We start from the raw sequence: 16,927 nt of genomic DNA, 5'->3' as shown, positions 1-16,927 counted from the left end.
TGACCCCGGGACGCCGGCCGGGCGGCGCCGCCCGCCCGAGCCGGCGGGCCGCCCGCCGCACCGACCACCCGTCCGAGCCTCTGGAACAGGAACACCGCATGAACCGCAGGGACTTGCTACGCGTCTCGACCGCGCTCGGCGCCACCGGCGCGGCGGGCCTCTCCGCATCCGCACCGGCGACGGCCGCAGCCCCGGTCACCACCCCGTCCGAGCGCGCCGCCGCGCCGGACGGCAGCCCCCTGCGCGTCCACGTCGTCATGTTCGACGGCGTGGAGGAACTCGACTTCGCCGCCCCGTACGAGGTCTTCTCCGCCGCCCGCTTCTTCACGGACCGGGCGGTGGAGGTCCGCTACGTCACCGCGTCCCGCCCCGGATCCGTCAGGGCGTCGTACGGCACCCGGGTCCGGGTCGACCACGGCTGGGCCCCGGACGAGGCGGACGTGATCGTCGTACCCGGCGGTGGCTACGCCCGGCGCGAGGACCCGGGGGTGTGGGCCGAGATCCGCCGCGGCACCCTGCCCGGCGCGCTGGCGGCGGCACCCCGCGAAGGCCTCACCGTCAGCGGTCTGTGCACGGGCGTCATGCTGCTGGCCGCCGCGGGCCTGACCCGCGGACGGCCCTGCACCACGCACCACAGGGCGCGGCCCGACCTCGAGGCGCAGGGCGGGGTGCTGAAGAACGCGCGCGTGGTCGACGACGGCGACCTGGTGACCGCCGGCGGCATCACCTCGGGCCTGGAGCTCGCCCTGTGGCTCGTGCGTCGCGAACTCGGCCCGGACACGGCCACCGGCATCGAGGCGATGCTCGAGTACGAGGCCCGCGGCACGGTGTGGTCCCGGTAGGCGCGGGCGGCACACGGCGGTGGACGGACGGATGGACGGGCGGAGGGCGGGAAGGCGTGCACGACGCCTTCCCGCCCTCCTCGTCGAGCTGCCTCAGGAGGCGCCCATGGCCTTCTTCAGTTCGGCCGCCGCGTTGCGGTACACCCCCAGGAGGTCGAGGTCCTCGCCCGGGTAGTTGACGATCTCGACCTGCTTCGCTCCGGAGTCGGGCAGGACCGCCCCGGTCGACATGTGGGCGTTGTCCAGCACCAGGGCCGGCTTCTTCGCGGAGAGCCCGGCCAGCTGCGCGGGGGTGACGGCTTCGGGCCCGTACGTACCGACCGTGGTGGCGCCCGCGAGGCCGGCGGACCAGGTGGTGAAGACCTGGGCGACCGCGGTCGGGGCCTTGCCGCCGGGCCAGGCGGCCCGCACGTCCTTGCTCAGCTTCGCGTACTCGGTGTCGAAGCCCGTCTTCCACTTCGCCGCGGCGTCCGCCGTGCGGAACAGTGCGGCGAGCCTGTCGACCTCGGCCTTGACCTTGCCGGGGTCGTTGTCGAGGTTCACCTCGACCAGCTTCGCCTTGGACCCGGCGGCCTCCTTGATCTTGGCGGCGTACGGCTCGAACGGCGCGTAGAGGACGAAGTCGGCCGTGGCGACGGCCGCGAGGTCCGAGGGCTTGGGGTCGTAGTCGGGCGCGTGGTGGACGGACTGCGGCACGATGACCTTGACGTCCTCGGCGCCCGCGGCCTCGGCGAAGGCGCCCTCCCAGGTGGTCGTGACGACGACCACGGGCTTGTCCCCGTGCTTGCCGTGGTCCCCGTGCTTGGCGTGGTCGCCGGACGCCTTCGACGGCGACCCGGTGTCGTCCCCGCCGCAGCCGGTCACGAGGGTCAGGGCGGCCGCGGTCAGTGCGACGAGGGAAGAGATGCGGACGCGGGTGCGCGCCATGAGCTGGTTCTCCGTTCGGATATGACGTGCACGGCGAGGACGAGCGCCCCCGCCGTCAGGACGAGGACCGGGCCGGGCGGCCAGTCCAGCCAGAGGGCCGCGAGGAACCCGGTCAGGTTCACGGCGACCCCGATGCCGATCGCCCACAGGGTGATCGACTTCAGTGAACTGCCCAGCCGCCGGGCGGCGAGCGCCGGGAGCAGCGTCAGGGCGTCGACGAGGAGCGCCCCGGTCAGCTTGATGGCCCCGGCGACGGCCACGGCGACGAGCACCAGCAGCGCTGCGGTCAGGGCGCGCACGGGCACCCCGGAACACTGGGCGAGCTCACGGTCGTACAGCAGCAGGCCGATGTCGCGCCGCCGCCACCAGAAGAGCCCCGGCACGGCCGCGGCGAGGACGCCGAGTACGACGAGGTCCGGGGTGCCGACCGACAGGATCGACCCCCACAGCAGCGCGAACGCGCCGGAGGCGTTGACGCCCGACACGGCCAGCAGGAGCAGCGCGGCCGCGACGGCGAGGCTCATCAGCAGACCCATCGCACCGGACAGGCCGTCCGGCGTACGGGCGAGAGGGGCGACGCCCGCCCCGGCCAGGGCGCAGGCGACCAGGGCGCACAGCATGGGGTCGAGCCCGGTCAGGAGGCCGACGGCGATGCCGAACAGCGCGACGTGCATCATCGCGAACCGCACCGGCATGATGTCGAGCCCGACGATGACCACGCCCACGACCGGCAGCCCGACCGCCGCGAGCAGGAGAGCCCACCCCGCACGCTGGACCGGGACGAGCTGGAGCAGCGCGCCGACGTCGGCGGTGGCCAGCGTGTTCACCGGACCTCCCGCACGTGGCCGGCAGCCATCTCCAGCACCCGGTCGCACCGTTCGGCGAGGGCCCGGTCGTGGGTCACCACGACCAGCGTCACCGGCAGCGAGGTGAGGACGTCGGCGGCCTCCGCCTGCCCGTCGAAGTCGAGGGCGGCGGTCGGCTCGTCGGCCAGCAGCACCTCGGCCCCGGCGGCGACACAGCCCATCGCCCGGGCCAGGTACATGCGCTGCAACTGGCCGCCGGAGAGCGTGTGCAGGGGGCGGCCCGCCAGTCGGCCCACGCCCAGGCGGTCCGCCGCCTCCGCCGCGTCCACCGGGGCCGCGCTGCCGGCCAGCAACTCCTCGCCGAGCAGCGGGAACCGTCCCGCGGCCGGTTTCTGCGGGATCCAGGCGCAGGCGCGTCGGCGCCACGCCCACTCCGCGGGGGAGCGGGCGTCGCGGCCGCCGACCAGGATCGAGCCCGTGACCTGGCGGTGCAACCCGAGGACGGCCCTCAGCAGGGTCGTCTTCCCGGACCCGTTGGTCCCGGTCAGGGCCACCCGTTCACCCGCGGCGACCTCCAGGTCCACCGCGGAGACGGCTTCCACCCGGCCGTGCCGGCAGGCGACCCCACGCATCCGCACGTCCAGCCCGCCCATCCCTCACGCACCTCTCACTCGACCACCGTGTCGGCGGAGGCGGGCGCACGGCCTCCTACGCCTCCACACGGCAGTAGTCGGACGGCACGGGTACGGGGTTCCCGCGATCCCCGACCTTTTCCGGGGCGGCCGTGTCGACGGCGCGGCCCGGTGAGGCGGGGTGGGTCACGGCGGGGCCGTACTCACGGCGGGGCGGAGCCGCGGGAGGACGGAGCCCCTGCGGCTCCGCCCCGGCCGGCAGGACCGTGGTCAGTCGCACTCGCCGCGGCGGTGTCCGCGCCGCAGGGTGGACCGGGCACGGGTCAGCCCGGGTACGGGCGCCCACCGGCCGCGGTGCGTCCGGTGCGGCGGCGGACCGTACGGCGATTGCCAGGCCGGCCGCCGGCGGTGAGAACGGTGGAGGAAGATCTTCGGGGAGGTGGGCACGACCACCCGGTTCTTGAGCATGGAGACACACCAGTTCCAGTGAGAGGACCGCAGCGAAAAGGAGCACGGCGCACGGATGCGACGCGCGACGGATCAGCGCTCGGGGAGTCTCACTTGGTGTACAACGGCTCGTCCTTCACCGGAGGAATGCGGGGGCGCGAGCACCGTAACCACGCACGGGGTCACGGCTCCACCGGTTTTCGCGAACGAGGTGACGGAGTGCCTAGACCCGGGGGAGGGAGGGGTCGGGCGTCCAGGGGGAGGGCGCGGTGACGGACCAGCGCTCGTGGTCGCGCCAGGCGCCGTCGATGAAGAGGTAGGCGGGCGAGAGGCCTTCGTAGCGGAAGCCCAGGCGCCGGACCAGGGCCAGGGACGCCTTGTTGGCCGGCTGGATGTTCGCCTCCAGCCGGTGCAGCCGCAGGTCGTCGAAGGCGTGCTGCAGGGTGAGGGTGAGCCCTTCGGCCATGTAACCCCGGCCCGCGGACGGGGCGAAGGCCGCGTAGCCGAGGGACGCGCCCTGGTAGCGGCCCCGGATGATCGAGTTGATGTTGACCATGCCGGCAGCCGCGCCGGACTCCCGTACGCGGATCAGGAAGCCCTGGTTGAGGCCCTCGTCGAAGCGGCGCATCCACCCCACGAACTCCTCCGCGGTCGCGGGCAGTTGCATCCACGGCGCGTGCAGCTCGGCGCTGGCCCGCACGAGCGAGCAGAACTCGTCCTGGTCGGCGAGGGTGAGCGGGCGCAGTTCGACCCGTGGCGACACAGTGGACATGGGCCCATGCTAAGCCCCGCCGACGCTGGCCCTGGTCCTCCGATGCCGGGCGGTGCCAACGGGGCAAGGTGTTGTTGTTGGCTCGCTATGCGCCGGAGGACAGTCGGCTTGCGGCCTGGTCCCATGGCCGGGGCTCGACCAGGTCGCCCCCGTCGAAGGCATCCTCTTCGAACCAGCCCGTCCCCGAGAGCCACGTCTCCAGCCACGCCGCGAGGCCGGCGGAGTCGAGGAACCAACACTGATCCCACGATCCGCCGCTGTACGGGTTCGGCTCGAAGAGCAGTACCTGACCGTCGTCGCTGAGACAATCAACGCCTGCGTACATGGCACAGCCCCAGGTCAGGATGGGTACGACGCCTTCGGGCCACTTCGGGTGCTCCACTCCGACGGACGCCGCACGTCGCGTGGAGTACTCGCCGACGACGCTGGAGCCCGGACCGAGCAGCGGCAGCAGTCGGTAGTCAGGGCCGAAACCGCCGTCGGCGACCTCGCGATACAGGCGCGCAAGGAGGGGATGCAGCGCGAAGCCCAGTTGCCCCTCGGCCTCCGCGATCCCGGCATCGTCGATGGGCGCGGGCAGGTCCTCGCTGTCGGATGCGGCCCTGACGGCAACGCGTTGCAGGAGGTCGTCCAAGTCGGTCATGACCGTGATGCTGACAGAGCCCACTGACAAGTCGACGGCCGGCCAGCGGGCCGTGCACGGGACCCGGCGCGCCCGTGGAGGCCCGACCGGCACTCAGCCGACGTGGACGCGCGGGCGGCGGTCGCGGTCGGGCTCGGCCTCGCGCAGGACCTCCCGGGTGACCGGGGCGATCTCGCCCTGGCCGAAGAGGAAGAAGCGGAGGAAGTTGGCGAACGGGTTGCCCTCGGTCCACTCGAAGTAGATGTGCGGGTGGGTGCCGGTGAGGTCGCGCGCGTGGAGGAGGAGGGCCGCCAGGGCGTTGGGGACCGAGGAGCTCTCCACGGTCAGGACGCGGTACCGGTCGTGGAGGACCTCGCCGCGGACGGTGAGTCCCGCTTCGAACTCGGACGGGTCGGTGATCGTCACCTCGACGAAGACGAAGTCCTCCGTGGTGGGGAGGTCGTTGTCGGCGCGGATCTGCTCGATCTTCTCGCGGTACTCGGTGATGTCCCGCTGGTCCGGCTCGTTGGCGATGAAGCGGGGCGTGCGGCGCGAGATGTCCTGGATGAACCGCTCGGCCATCTGGTCGAGCTCGACGTGCGTCACGCGCAGCTCGAAGGCGCGGCCGAGGCGGGAGAGGAGCGAGACGAGCATGATGCCGGCGATGAAGCAGGCGCCGATCTTCACGCCGTCCGGGCGCTCGATGATGTTGACGACGGTGGTGTACAGGAAGACCGCGGAGATGACGCCGAACCCGATCGACCAGCCGCGCTGCCCCGCCTTGCGGGCCGAGATGGTCACCGCGATGGCGGCCGAGCAGATGAGCACGAGGACACCGGTGGCGTACGCGCCGCCCTGGGCGTCGACGTCGGCGTCGAAGATCCACGTCACCAGGAAGGCGACGAGGGTGAAGACGATGACCATGGGGCGCACGGCACGGGCCCAGTGCGGGGCCATGCCGTACTTGGGGAGGTAGCGCGGCATCAGGTTCAGCAGACCGGCCATGGCGGAGGCGCCGGCGAACCACAGGATGCAGATGGTCGAGACGTCGTAGACGGTGCCGAAGGTGTTGCCGAGGTACTCGTGGGCCAGGTAGGCCAGCGCACGGCCGTTCGCCTTGCCGCCCGGCTCGAACTCCTGGTGCGGGATGAGGACCGTGGTGATGAAGCTCGTGAAGATCAGGAACACGCTCATGATCAGCGCGGCGGTGGTGAGGAGCTTCTTGGTGTCGCGGATCCGGCCGGTGGGGCTCGCCTCCGTGTCCTGCTGGTCGCCCTTCACGTGCGGCATGACGGCCACACCCGTCTCGAAGCCGGACAGGCCGAGCGCCAGCTTGGGGAAGACGATCAGCGCGACGCCGATCATGACGAAGATGTTGCCGTGCTCGGCGGTCAGGGCCTCCGTCCAGTCGGTGACGACGTGGCCCTCGGTGATCACGTGCCACAGGCCGCTGATCACGACCACGACGTTGAGCGCGAGGTAGACGGCCACGAGCGCGACGGCGACGCCGATCGCCTCCAGGAAGCCCTTCAGGAACACGGCGCCGAGCAGCGCGACCAGCAGCAGCGTGATCAGCACCTGCTTGTCCTGGAGGGCCGACTCCAGGTGCGGGTTCTCCACCAGGTGCGTGGAGGCGTCGGCGGCCGACAGGGTGATGGTGATCAGGAAGTCGGTCGCGGCGAAGCCCAGCAGGGTGAGGACGAAGAGCTTGCCCTTCCAGAAGGAGAGCAGCCGGGAGAGCATCGCGATCGAGCCCTCGCCCCGCGGGCTCTCCTCCGACACCCGGCGGTACACGGGCAGCGCGCCCGCCAGGGTCACGATCACGAGCACGATCGTCGCGACGGGGGACAGCAGTCCGGCGGCCAGGGCGGCGATGCCGGGCTGGTAACCGAGGGTCGAGAAGTAGTCGACACCGGTCAGGCACATCACCCGGTACCAGCGCTGGCCCTGGTGGCCGGTCTCGGGCGCTTCCTGGGGCCTGGACGGCCGGCCCTTGCCCATGTCGGACAGCCCCTCCAGCATCCACGCGCGAAGCCTGCCCCCTCGTGTGTCGGTCGTGGTGGCCATGGGGTGCTCCTGGGTTCTGCTCGCTGGCGAGGGGAAATCCGGCCGATTGTCGTACGGCCGGGCCAGCGTAAGCAGCGCGGATCGCCCCGGCGCGGGCGAGCGCGTCAGGAAAGCGTCAAGATCCGTCTTCCGGGCGTCGTCTTGCTCACACCCGGCGGAAGGAGGGCAGGTGCCGCTCCTCCGCCGGGGTCCCCCTCGGATGTCGTCCGGCGGGTCAGCCCTCGGCCGTCAGGGCCCTGAGCGCGATGTTCAGCTTCAGGACGTTGACCCGGGGCTCGCCCATGAAGCCGAGCGTGCGGCCCTCGGTGTTGTCCGCGACGAGCTTCGCCACGCGGGCCACCGGCAGTCCGTTGCGCTCCGCGACGCGGGGGACCTGGAGTTCGGCGTAGGCGGGGGAGATGTCGGGGTCGAGGCCGGAGCCGGAGGAGGTGACGGCGTCGGCCGGTACGTCCGAGGGCTTGATCTCGTGGGTGGCGGTGGAGTTGTCGGCGACGACGGCGGCCTTGGCCTCCTCGACATCGTTGACGAGGTCCTGGTCGTCGGCGGCCTTGTTGGTGGCGCCGGAGAGGACGAGGGAGTACCGGGTGTTGACGCTGTTGGTGCCCAGTCCGGCGGAGGGGCGGGGCTGGAACCACTTCAGGTCCGGCCGGGGGGCCTCGTCCGCGTCGTGCGGGTCCTGCTTCGGCAGGTCGTAGCGCTGCCCGATGAGGGAGGAGCCCACGACCGTGCCGCTCGCGTCCTCGACCTCGGACCCGTCGGCCTTGCCGTGGAAGACGGCCTGGGCGATCCCGGTGACGGCGAGCGGGTAGAGCACGCCGCAGATCACCGTGAGGACCAGCAGGGCGCGCAGGCCCGCGCCGAGCAGTCGTGCCGCGCTGGAGACGGAGTTGTTCATAGCCGATCAGCCGATTCCGGGGATGAGGGAGATGAGCAGGTCGATGAGCTTGATGCCGAGGAACGGGGCGATCAGGCCGCCGAGTCCGTAGAGGCCGAGGTTGCGGCGCAGCATCCGGTCGGCACTGGTGGGCCGGTACCGCACGCCCTTCAGGGCCAGCGGGACCAGCGCGATGATGACGAGCGCGTTGAAGATGACGGCGGAGAGGATCGCGGACTCGGGGGACGCCAGGCCCATGATGTTGAGCTTGTCCAGGCCCGGGTGGACCACGGCGAACATGGCCGGGATGATCGCGAAGTACTTCGCGACGTCGTTGGCGATGGAGAAGGTGGTCAGGGCGCCGCGGGTGATCAGGAGCTGCTTGCCGATCTCGACGATCTCGATGAGCTTGGTCGGGTCGGAGTCGAGGTCGACCATGTTCCCGGCCTCCTTGGCGGCCGACGTGCCCGTGTTCATCGCGACGCCGACGTCCGCCTGCGCGAGGGCCGGGGCGTCGTTCGTACCGTCGCCGGTCATGGCGACGAGCTTGCCGCCGGCCTGCTCCCGCTTGATGAGGGCCATCTTGTCCTCGGGGGTGGCCTCGGCGAGGAAGTCGTCGACGCCCGCCTCTTCGGCGATGGCCTTGGCGGTCAGCGGGTTGTCGCCGGTGATCATGACGGTCCTGATGCCCATGCGGCGCAGCTCGTCGAACCGCTCCCGCATGCCCTCCTTGACCACGTCCTTGAGGTGGATGACGCCCAGGACCCGCGCCCCGTCCGCGTCCTCGACGGCGACGAGCAGCGGGGTGCCGCCGGCCTGCGCGATCGTGTCGGCCAGTGCCTGCGCGTCGTCCGCGACGTCGCCGCCGCGCTCGTTCACCCACGCGATGACCGACCCGGTCGCGCCCTTGCGGACCCCGCGGCCGTCGACGTCCACGCCCGACATGCGGGTCTGGGCGGTGAACGCGATCCACTCGGCGTGGGCGAGTTCGCCCCGGTGCCGTTCGCGCAGCCCGTACTTCTCCTCGGCGAGGACCACGATCGAGCGGCCCTCAGGGGTCTCGTCGGCCAGCGACGACAGCTGGGCGGCGTCCGCGACCTCGTCGGCGGTGGTCCCCCTGACCGGCAGGAACTCGGCGGCCTGGCGGTTGCCGAGGGTGATGGTGCCGGTCTTGTCGAGCAGCAGGGTGGAGACGTCGCCGGCGGCCTCGACGGCCCGGCCGGACATGGCGAGGACGTTGCGCTGGACGAGGCGGTCCATGCCGGCGATGCCGATGGCGGAGAGCAGGGCGCCGATGGTGGTGGGGATGAGGCACACCAGCAGCGCGGTCAGCACGACCATCGACTGCTCGGCGCCGGCGTAGACCGCGAAGGGCTGGAGGGTGACGACCGCGAGCAGGAAGACGATCGTGAGGGACGCCAGCAGGATGTTGAGGGCGATCTCGTTCGGGGTCTTCTGCCGGGCCGCGCCCTCGACCAGGCTGATCATGCGGTCGATGAAGGTCTCGCCGGGCCTGGTGGTGATCTCGACGACGATCCGGTCGGACAGGACCCTCGTGCCGCCGGTCACGGCGCTGCGGTCGCCGCCCGACTCGCGGATGACGGGGGCCGACTCGCCGGTGATGGCGGACTCGTCGACGGAGGCCACTCCCTCGACGACGTCGCCGTCGCCGGGGATGACGTCGCCGGCCTCGCAGACGACCAGGTCACCGATGCGCAGGTCGGTGCCGGGGACCCGCTCCTCGGTCGTGCCGCCGGCGGTGAGCCGGCGGGCGACGGTGTCCGTCTTCGCCTTCCGGAGCGTGTCGGCCTGGGCCTTGCCGCGGCCCTCGGCGACGGCCTCCGCCAGGTTCGCGAAGATCGTGGTCAGCCACAGCCAGGCCGTGATCGCCCAGCCGAACCAGTCGCCCGGCTTCGTGACGGCCAGGACGGTGGTCAGGACCGAGCCGATCTCGACGACGAACATGACCGGGGACCTGACCATCACCCGGGGGTCGAGCTTGCGGATCGCGTCGGGGAAGGACCTGACCAGCAGCTCGGGGTCGAAGAGACCGCCGGCCACGCGCCCTTCGCCGGGCCCGTGGCCGGCGGGCACGTCCTGGTGCGGGGCGCGGGTGGGGGTCGTGATGGACATGGCGTCCCGCTTCTCTACGTCCGTGGTCATGACGCCAGCCCTTCGGCGAGCGGCCCCAGCGCGAGCGCCGGGAAGTAGGTCAGACCGGTGATGATCATGATGGATCCGACCAGCAGGCCGGTGAACAGCGGCTTCTCCGTGCGCAGGGTGCCGGCCGTCTCCGGTACGGGCCGTTGCTCGGCGAGGGAGCCGGCCAGCGCGAGGACGAAGACCATGGGCAGGAAGCGGCCCAGGAGCATCGCGAGGCCGATCGTGGTGTTGAACCACTGGGTGTCGGCGTTCAGGCCGGCGAAGGCCGAGCCGTTGTTGTTGGCGCCCGAGGTATAGGCGTACAGGACCTCGGAGAAGCCGTGCGCGCCGGAGTTGAGCATGGAGTGCGGCGGGGTGGGCAGGGCCATGGCGGCGGCGGTGAAGCACAGCACCAGGGCCGGGGTGACGAGGATGTAGCAGGCCGCGAACTTGATCTCACGGGTGCCGATCTTCTTGCCGAGGTACTCGGGTGTGCGGCCGACCATCAGGCCGGCGATGAACACCGCGATGACGGCCATGACGAGCATGCCGTAGAGGCCGGAGCCGACGCCCCCGGGCGCGATCTCGCCGAGCTGCATGCCGAGGAGCTGGATGCCGCCGCCGAGGCCGGTGTAGGAGGAGTGGAAGGAGTTCACCGCGCCGGTCGAGGTGAGGGTCGTGGCCACCGAGAAGATGGACGACGCGCCGACGCCGAAGCGGGTCTCCTTGCCCTCCATCGCGCCGCCGGCGGCCTGGAGGGCGGGGCCGTGGTGGGCGAACTCGGTCCACATCATCAGCGCGGTGAACCCGAGCCAGATGATCGCCATCGTCGCGAGTACCGCGTAACCCTGCCGCAGGTTCCCGACCATCCGGCCGAACGTGCGGGTCAGCGAGAACGGGATGACCAGGATGAGGAAGACCTCGAAGAGGTTGGAGAAGGGGGTCGGGTTCTCGAAGGGGTGGGCGGAGTTGGCGTTGAAGTAGCCGCCGCCGTTCGTCCCGAGTTCCTTGATGACCTCCTGGGACGCGACCGCGCCGCCGTTCCACTGCCGGCTGCCGCCCATGAACTGGCCGACCTCGTGGATGCCGGCGAAGTTCTGGACGGCGCCGCAGGCGACCAGGACCAGGGCCCCGACCACCGAGATCGGCAGCAGGATGCGGACGGTGCCGCGGACCAGGTCGGCCCAGAAGTTGCCGAGTTCGCCGGTGCGGGAGCGGGCGAAGCCGCGTACGAGCGCCACGGCGACGGCCATGCCGACCGCGGCCGAGACGAAGTTCTGCACGGCCAGGCCGCCGGTCTGCACGACGTGGCCCATGGCCTGTTCGCCGTAGTACGACTGCCAGTTGGTGTTGGCGACGAACGACGCCGCGGTGTTGAAGGCCTGGTCCGGGTCGATGGACCGGAACCCGAGGGAGCCGGGCAGGACGCCCTGCAGGCGCTGCAGCGCGTAGAGGAAGAGGACGCCCACGGCGGAGAAGGCCAGCACGCCGCGCAGGTACGCGGTCCAGCGCATCTCGGCGTTCGGATCGGCACCGATGGCCTTGTAGATCCACTTCTCCGGGGCGTAGTGCTTCTCGGCGGAGTAGACCCGGGCCATGTGGTCGCCGAGCGGGCGGTAGGCCAGGCCCAGGGCGGCGACGAGGGCGAGGAGCTGGAGCACGCCGGCCAGCCGGGGACTCATGACGCCGGCTGCGTCAGCAGCAATGAAGGCCACGTCAGAACCTCTCCGGCTTGACGAGGGCGAGGACGAGGTAGCCCAGCAGGGCGACGGCCACGACGAGGCCGACGACGTTCTCGGCGGTCACAGCTTGGTCACCCCCTTGGCGACGAGACCCACCAGCACGAAGACGACGAGCGTGGTGAGGACGAAGGCCAGATCGGCCATCGCGAGCTCCTGAAGACGAAGTGACGAGATTGATTTCCGGCCGCAGTGGCCGAGTGAGATCTCACCCCATGCCCGCCGGGGTGTTGACGGGCCTTGACGCCCTCCATACGGGCCGACCGGAACCTTTGACGCCGCCCTGACGCCGGGCGCGCGCCGCACCTGCCGCGTCCGTCCGCCCGATCCGTCCGGGGCCCTTCCACGGTGCGTCCGCTGCCGTGCGTCGGCGCACCCGCGACCGGTCCCTTGACGGTTTCCTGACGCCCCGTCCGGCCGGCCCGTACGGGAGGCGTGGAGGGCGCGGCGATGTCGGCGCGGCCGAGCGGCTCACGCCCCCGGGGCGCCCCACACGGGGAACCAGCGGGCCAGGTCGGGCTCGACGGCGAGGTCGTCCTTGAGGACGGCCTTGACCTGGAGTTCCAGGGAGTTGTCGCGCCGGTTGCCGGGCAGCGGGGCGAAGGGGTAGAACGTGCCGCGCTTGTAGAGGTAGACCAAGGCGAGGGGGCGCGCGCCGGCGTCCTGGAAGCCGACCAGGGAGCACAGCAGGTGGGGGCCGAAGCCACTGTCCTGCAGGGCGGTGTTCACCGCGTGCAGGTCGCCGACCAGGGCGGGCAGGTCGTCCGGGGGACGGCGCGAGAGCAGCCAGCCGTAGCCGTACGCGTCGTGGCTGAACTCGACTGTCGAGCCCCGCCGTTCGGTGTCCGCCTCCAGCAGCTCCCGGACGTCCCGCCGGACCTGGGCGAAGGCCTCGCCCTCGATGGCCGAGAAGCACACCGAGCCGCTGCCGGTCGGGACGAAGCCCGCGGCCGCCTGCAGGGTGATCGCCGCCGAGGGCAGGGCGAACAGCCGGTCCAGGTCGGGCGCCGCCGGTCGGGACCGGCCCAGCAGCGCGTCCCAGAACCCCATGCCGCCGGCCCTCAGCCCTCGGCCGCGGCGCCGTCGCCCAGCCGCGCGGCGATCTCGGCCAGGGCGTCCAGCCGGCGCTCCAGGGTGGGGTGGGTGGAGAACAGGTCGGCCAGCGTCGCGCCGGAGCCGAGCGCGGGGGTGAAGAAGAACGCGTTGAACGCCTGGGCGGTGCGCAGGTCCTGGGTGGGGATGCGGGCGATGTCGCCGGTGACCTTGGTCAGGGCCGAGGCCAGTGCGGACGGTTTGCCGGTGAGCAGGGCCGCCGCCCGGTCGGCGGCCAGCTCCCGGTAGCGGGACAGGGCGCGGATGAGGAGGAAGCTGAGGGCGTACACGAGGGCGGAGACGCCCATGACGACGGCGATGGCGGCGGCGGCGTTCTGGTCGCGGCGGGCCCCGCCGAAGACGCCCGAGTAGAAGGTGAAGCGCACCAGCAGGCCGGCGAGGACGCCCAGGAACGACGCGATGGTGATCACCGCGACGTCGCGGTGGGCGACGTGGGACAGCTCGTGGGCGAGTACGCCCTCCAGTTCCTCCGTCGTCAGCCGTCTGCGCAGGCCGGTGGTGATGCACAGGACGGCGTTGTCGGCGTTGCGGCCGGTGGCGAAGGCGTTGGGCAGGTCCATGCGGGAGAGCGCGACGCGGGGCTTGGGCATGTCCGCGGTCGCGCAGAGCCGGTCGACGAGGGCGTGCAGCTCCGGCTCCTCCTCGGGGGTGACGAGCTCGCCGTGCATGGCGAAGAGGGCGATCCGGTCCGAGTACCAGAACTGGGCCACCAGCAGGCCGGCGGCGACGACGACCACCAGGGCCGTCGACTTCAGGAGCACGATCAGCGCCGCGACGAAGCCGACGTACACCAGGCCCAGCAGGAACATGGTGATGCCCATCCGCACCGTGAGCTGCCGGTCGGGCTCGAAACGGCTGACGCGGGTCATGGCGGCCGCCTTCCTCGCGGCCGGCCGGGTCGGGCGGGGAGCCGGGGGCTTCCGGCGGGGACCGCGCTGACTCCATTGTCCGCCGACCCGGCGGCGTTCCGGCGGGCCCGGGAAGGTAGGGACCTTCGGCCCCGTCCGGGGGCCTGGGCGGCCCTGCGCCGGGACGGTGTCGGCGGGGCAGCGTAGGAACTGTCACCAGTACGTCCTCGGTGGGGAGGAACCGTGGAAGCCACCATCCGGACCCCGGACACCAGCTCGGTCATCGTCGGCGTCGACGGCTCGAAGCCGGCGCGCGCGGCCGCCCTGTGGGCGGCGGACGAGGCCGCCCGCCGGGGCCGTCCCCTGCACGTCCTGTACGCGGCCGACACCGACAACAAGGCCCTGTACCTGTCGGCCCACACCGTCGAGGGGATACGCGCGGCCGGCCGCACGCTCCTGGACGACACCGCCCGGGCGGTCACCGCAGCACACCCCGACCTCCAGGTCACCACCGAGTTCAGCCGCCGCGACGCCGTCGCCGGCCTGCACGCCGCGGGCGGCCTGTACGGCACGATCGTGGTCGGCAGCCGCGGTCTGGGCGGCTTCAACTCCCTCATGCTCGGCTCGGTCGGCCTCAAGACGGCCGCGGGCGCGCGGACGCCGGTCGTGGTGGTCCGCGGCAACGGGGACGGGGCGGAGACCGGCGTGGTCCTGGCCGCCGTCCGCGACGAGCACGACCTGGTCTGCGCCCGCTACGCGGCCCGGGAGGCCGAACTGCGCAAGGCGTCGCTGCGGCTGCTCCACGTGTGGAGCCTGCTGGAGTCCGTCGGGAACGTCGTCGGCCAGCTCGACGCCGTGGACGAGCTCGCCCAGGAACACGTACGGCACCTGACGGCGGTCGCGGACCAGATCCACGAGGAGTTCCCCGCGCTGAGCATCCACGCGGACGCGGAGAAGAGCGTCTCCGTCGGCGGCGTGCTCGTCGAGGCCACCCGCCACGCCGACCTGCTCGTCATGGGCGGACGCCGCGAGCGGGGCTTCATCGGGACCACCCTCGGCCGGGCGACGCACACCCTCGTGCACCACGCCCACTGCCCGGTCCTGCTCATCCCCCGCATGCCCGAAACGAAGGAGGAGGAGGCGTCGTGACCCACGGCCGCCGGAACGGTCCGACCCAGCCGGAACGGTCCGACCGGGCCTGACGGCCTGACCGGCCCGACCTGCCGGTCGTGACCGGCTGGGCCCGACCGGACCCGACCGTTCGCGGTGACGCGAAAGCGCCTCTGTCCGGAGCTACCGTGAAGGGGAAACCCCTCCTCCCGGCACCGGACGGAAGGCCAGAGCATGGGCGAAGCCGGCCAGGCGGCCGCAGGGCGCGCCGTACCGCGGCTGCGGCTGGACGAGCTGCTCGACGAGCTCCAGGCCCGCATCGACGAGGTCCGCGGCACCCGTGACCGGCTCAACGGCCTCCTCGAGGCCGTCATGTCCGTGGGCCGCGGCCTGGACCTCCCGCAGGTGCTGCGCGGCATCGTGGAGGCCGCAGTCGTCCTCGTCGACGCCGAGTACGGGGCCCTCGGCGTGATCGGCGAAGGGCGCAGGCTCGCCGAGTTCCTGCCCGTCGGCATCAGCGACGGGCTCCGGGCCCGGATCGGCGACCTGCCCTCCGGCCACGGCATCCTCGGCGAGCTGATCCGCCACCCCGAGCCCCTGCGGCTTTCGGAGCTGTCCGAGCACCCCGCGTCGTACGGCTTCCCCGCGCACCACCCCCCGATGCACTCCTTCCTCGGCGTCCCCATCCGGGTCCGCGAAGAGGTCTTCGGCAACCTCTACCTGACCGAGAAGCGCGGCGGCGTCGAATTCGACGCGGAGGACGAGGCCGTCCTGTCCACCCTCGCCGTCGCCGCCGGCATCGCCATCGAGAACGCCCGCCTGTACGAGGAGGTGCGGCTGCGCGAGCGCTGGCTGACGGCCAGCTCCGACATCACCAGCGCCCTGCTGTCCGGCCAGCCGGAGCACGAGGTGCTGGAGGGCATGCTGGAGCGGGCCAAGGACATCACGGGCGCCGACCTGGCCGTCTACCACCTCATCGGCCCGGGCGGCGAGCTGCGCGGCTCGCTGGCGCTCGGGGACGGCGCGGACGCCCACCAGGGGGTCGTGCTGCCCAGCACCGCGGGCACCCTGGCCGAGGCGGCGCTGGCCCACGACGGCATCGTCACCGTCACCGAGGCGGAGACCGACGGGCGGATCACCGTCCAACCCGAGCGGTGGCGCGGCTTCGGCCCCGCCGTGGCCGTCACGGTCGGTACGAAGGAGAAGCTCAGCGGCGTGCTCCTGCTCGCCCGGCGGCTCGGCCGACCCCTCTTCGCCGGCTCCGAGGTCGCCGCCCTCCCGGGGTACGCCGGCCAGGCCGCCCTCGCCCTCGAACTTGCCGACCGGCGCCGCGGCGCCGAGCAGATGAGCCTGCTGGAGGATCACGACCGCATCGCCCGCGACCTGCACGACCTGGCCATCCAGCGGCTCTTCGCCACCGGCATGACCCTGCAGAGCGCCCAGCGCTTCGTCGAGCACCCCGAGGCCTCCGAGCGGCTGGCCCGGGCCGTGGACGACCTGGACGCCACCATCAAGATCATCCGTTCGACGATCTTCGGCCTCCGCGACCACGAGACGCCCGGAGCCGCCCCCAAGCTGCGGGTGCGCCTGGTCAGGGCCGTGGACGAGGCGGCCGGCGCCCTGGGGTTCGCCCCGGCCCTGCGCATGGAGGGCCTCGTCGACACCGACGTACCGGTGGCCGTGGCCGACCAGGTCCTCGCGGTGGTGGGCGAGGCGCTCACCAACGTGGCCCGGCACGCCAAGGCCACCCGGACCGAGGTGGCGGTCGTCGTGGCCGACGGCCGGCTGACCGTCACCGTCACCGACGACGGCGTCGGCCTGCCGGCGGCCGGTCCGCGCAGCGGCCTGCGCAACCTGGCCGAACGCGCGCGCGAGCTCGGCGGGTCGATGACGACGGCCGCCCCCGGCCCGGCCGACCACGGCACCCGTCTGACCTGGCGCGTCCCGATCCCCGCGGCACCCTCCTGACCTGCGGGAGCCGGTGGG

The 16,927-nt window shown here is 72.3% G+C and carries 15 protein-coding genes; 3 read left to right on the top strand and 12 right to left on the bottom strand.

Annotation, left to right across the window (positions count from 1 at the left end; translation table 11 throughout):
* Positions 1 to 98 precede the first annotated feature (98 nt).
* Positions 99 to 842 carry a DJ-1/PfpI family protein gene (locus ACIQCH_RS29185; protein WP_402585726.1) on the top strand — a complete coding sequence of 248 codons (744 nt, stop codon included), beginning with the start codon at positions 99 to 101 and terminating at the stop codon, positions 840 to 842.
* A 93-nt stretch (positions 843 to 935) separates the two neighbouring features.
* On the opposite strand, the gene ACIQCH_RS29180 is transcribed toward ACIQCH_RS29185, so the two are convergent.
* The 12 genes from ACIQCH_RS29180 to htpX form a co-directional block, all read right to left on the bottom strand.
* Complete coding sequence (locus ACIQCH_RS29180; protein ID WP_402585724.1) at positions 936 to 1,769, bottom strand: metal ABC transporter solute-binding protein, Zn/Mn family; 834 nt, start codon at positions 1,767 to 1,769, stop codon at positions 936 to 938.
* On the bottom strand, positions 1,727 to 2,596 hold the full coding sequence (locus ACIQCH_RS29175) for a metal ABC transporter permease (protein ID WP_402585722.1): 870 nt from the start codon (positions 2,594 to 2,596) through the stop codon (positions 1,727 to 1,729). Before ACIQCH_RS29175 ends, ACIQCH_RS29180 begins: the two co-directional genes overlap by 43 nt.
* Positions 2,593 to 3,228 (bottom strand): metal ABC transporter ATP-binding protein, encoded by a 636-nt coding sequence (locus ACIQCH_RS29170; RefSeq protein ID WP_402585720.1) that lies wholly within the window; start codon positions 3,226 to 3,228, stop codon positions 2,593 to 2,595. Before ACIQCH_RS29170 ends, ACIQCH_RS29175 begins: the two co-directional genes overlap by 4 nt.
* 649 nt (positions 3,229 to 3,877) lie before the next feature.
* On the bottom strand, positions 3,878 to 4,426 hold the full coding sequence (locus ACIQCH_RS29165; protein WP_402585718.1) for a GNAT family N-acetyltransferase: 549 nt from the start codon (positions 4,424 to 4,426) through the stop codon (positions 3,878 to 3,880).
* A gap of 85 nt (positions 4,427 to 4,511) precedes the next feature.
* The gene (locus ACIQCH_RS29160; RefSeq protein ID WP_402585716.1) at positions 4,512 to 5,069 is read right to left on the bottom strand and encodes an SMI1/KNR4 family protein; all 558 of its coding nucleotides are present in this window, start codon (positions 5,067 to 5,069) and stop codon (positions 4,512 to 4,514) included.
* A 93-nt stretch (positions 5,070 to 5,162) separates the two neighbouring features.
* Positions 5,163 to 7,115, bottom strand: coding sequence for an amino acid transporter (locus ACIQCH_RS29155; protein WP_402585714.1), 1,953 nt, complete (start codon positions 7,113 to 7,115; stop codon positions 5,163 to 5,165).
* 214 nt (positions 7,116 to 7,329) lie between these two features.
* Positions 7,330 to 8,010 carry a potassium-transporting ATPase subunit C gene (locus ACIQCH_RS29150; RefSeq protein WP_402585712.1) on the bottom strand — a complete coding sequence of 227 codons (681 nt, stop codon included), beginning with the start codon at positions 8,008 to 8,010 and terminating at the stop codon, positions 7,330 to 7,332.
* Between the two features lie 6 nt (positions 8,011 to 8,016).
* Positions 8,017 to 10,152, bottom strand: coding sequence for a potassium-transporting ATPase subunit KdpB (kdpB, locus tag ACIQCH_RS29145; protein WP_402585710.1), 2,136 nt, complete (start codon positions 10,150 to 10,152; stop codon positions 8,017 to 8,019).
* Entirely contained in the window at positions 10,149 to 11,813 is a 1,665-nt protein-coding gene (gene kdpA / locus ACIQCH_RS29140) for a potassium-transporting ATPase subunit KdpA (RefSeq protein WP_402585708.1), read from the bottom strand. The genes kdpB and kdpA overlap by 4 nt, the downstream gene beginning before the upstream one ends.
* Positions 11,814 to 11,847: 34 nt before the next feature.
* Positions 11,848 to 11,937 (bottom strand): K(+)-transporting ATPase subunit F, encoded by a 90-nt coding sequence (gene kdpF, locus ACIQCH_RS29135; RefSeq protein WP_363061053.1) that lies wholly within the window; start codon positions 11,935 to 11,937, stop codon positions 11,848 to 11,850.
* A 404-nt stretch (positions 11,938 to 12,341) separates the two neighbouring features.
* Positions 12,342 to 12,920: a hypothetical protein gene (locus ACIQCH_RS29130; protein ID WP_402585706.1), complete on the bottom strand. Its 579-nt coding sequence runs from the start codon at positions 12,918 to 12,920 to the stop codon at positions 12,342 to 12,344.
* Positions 12,921 to 12,931: 11 nt separating this feature from the next.
* A complete protein-coding gene (gene htpX, locus ACIQCH_RS29125; RefSeq protein ID WP_402585704.1) occupies positions 12,932 to 13,852 on the bottom strand; it encodes a zinc metalloprotease HtpX in 921 nt (306 codons plus the stop codon).
* A 222-nt stretch (positions 13,853 to 14,074) separates the two neighbouring features.
* Between htpX and ACIQCH_RS29120 the strand changes: the two genes are divergently transcribed.
* Positions 14,075 to 14,980, top strand: a complete 906-nt coding sequence (locus ACIQCH_RS29120) for a universal stress protein (RefSeq protein WP_402585702.1) — start codon at positions 14,075 to 14,077, stop codon at positions 14,978 to 14,980.
* A gap of 195 nt (positions 14,981 to 15,175) precedes the next feature.
* A complete protein-coding gene (locus ACIQCH_RS29115; RefSeq protein ID WP_402585700.1) occupies positions 15,176 to 16,909 on the top strand; it encodes a GAF domain-containing protein in 1,734 nt (577 codons plus the stop codon).
* Positions 16,910 to 16,927 lie beyond the last annotated feature (18 nt).

The organism is Streptomyces sp. NPDC093225, from assembly GCF_044753805.1.
In the GTDB taxonomy this organism is placed as follows: Bacteria; Actinomycetota; Actinomycetes; order Streptomycetales; family Streptomycetaceae; genus Streptomyces.
Note: the sequence above shows the minus strand (reverse complement) of the source record. Positions and strands in the feature narration are given on the sequence as shown.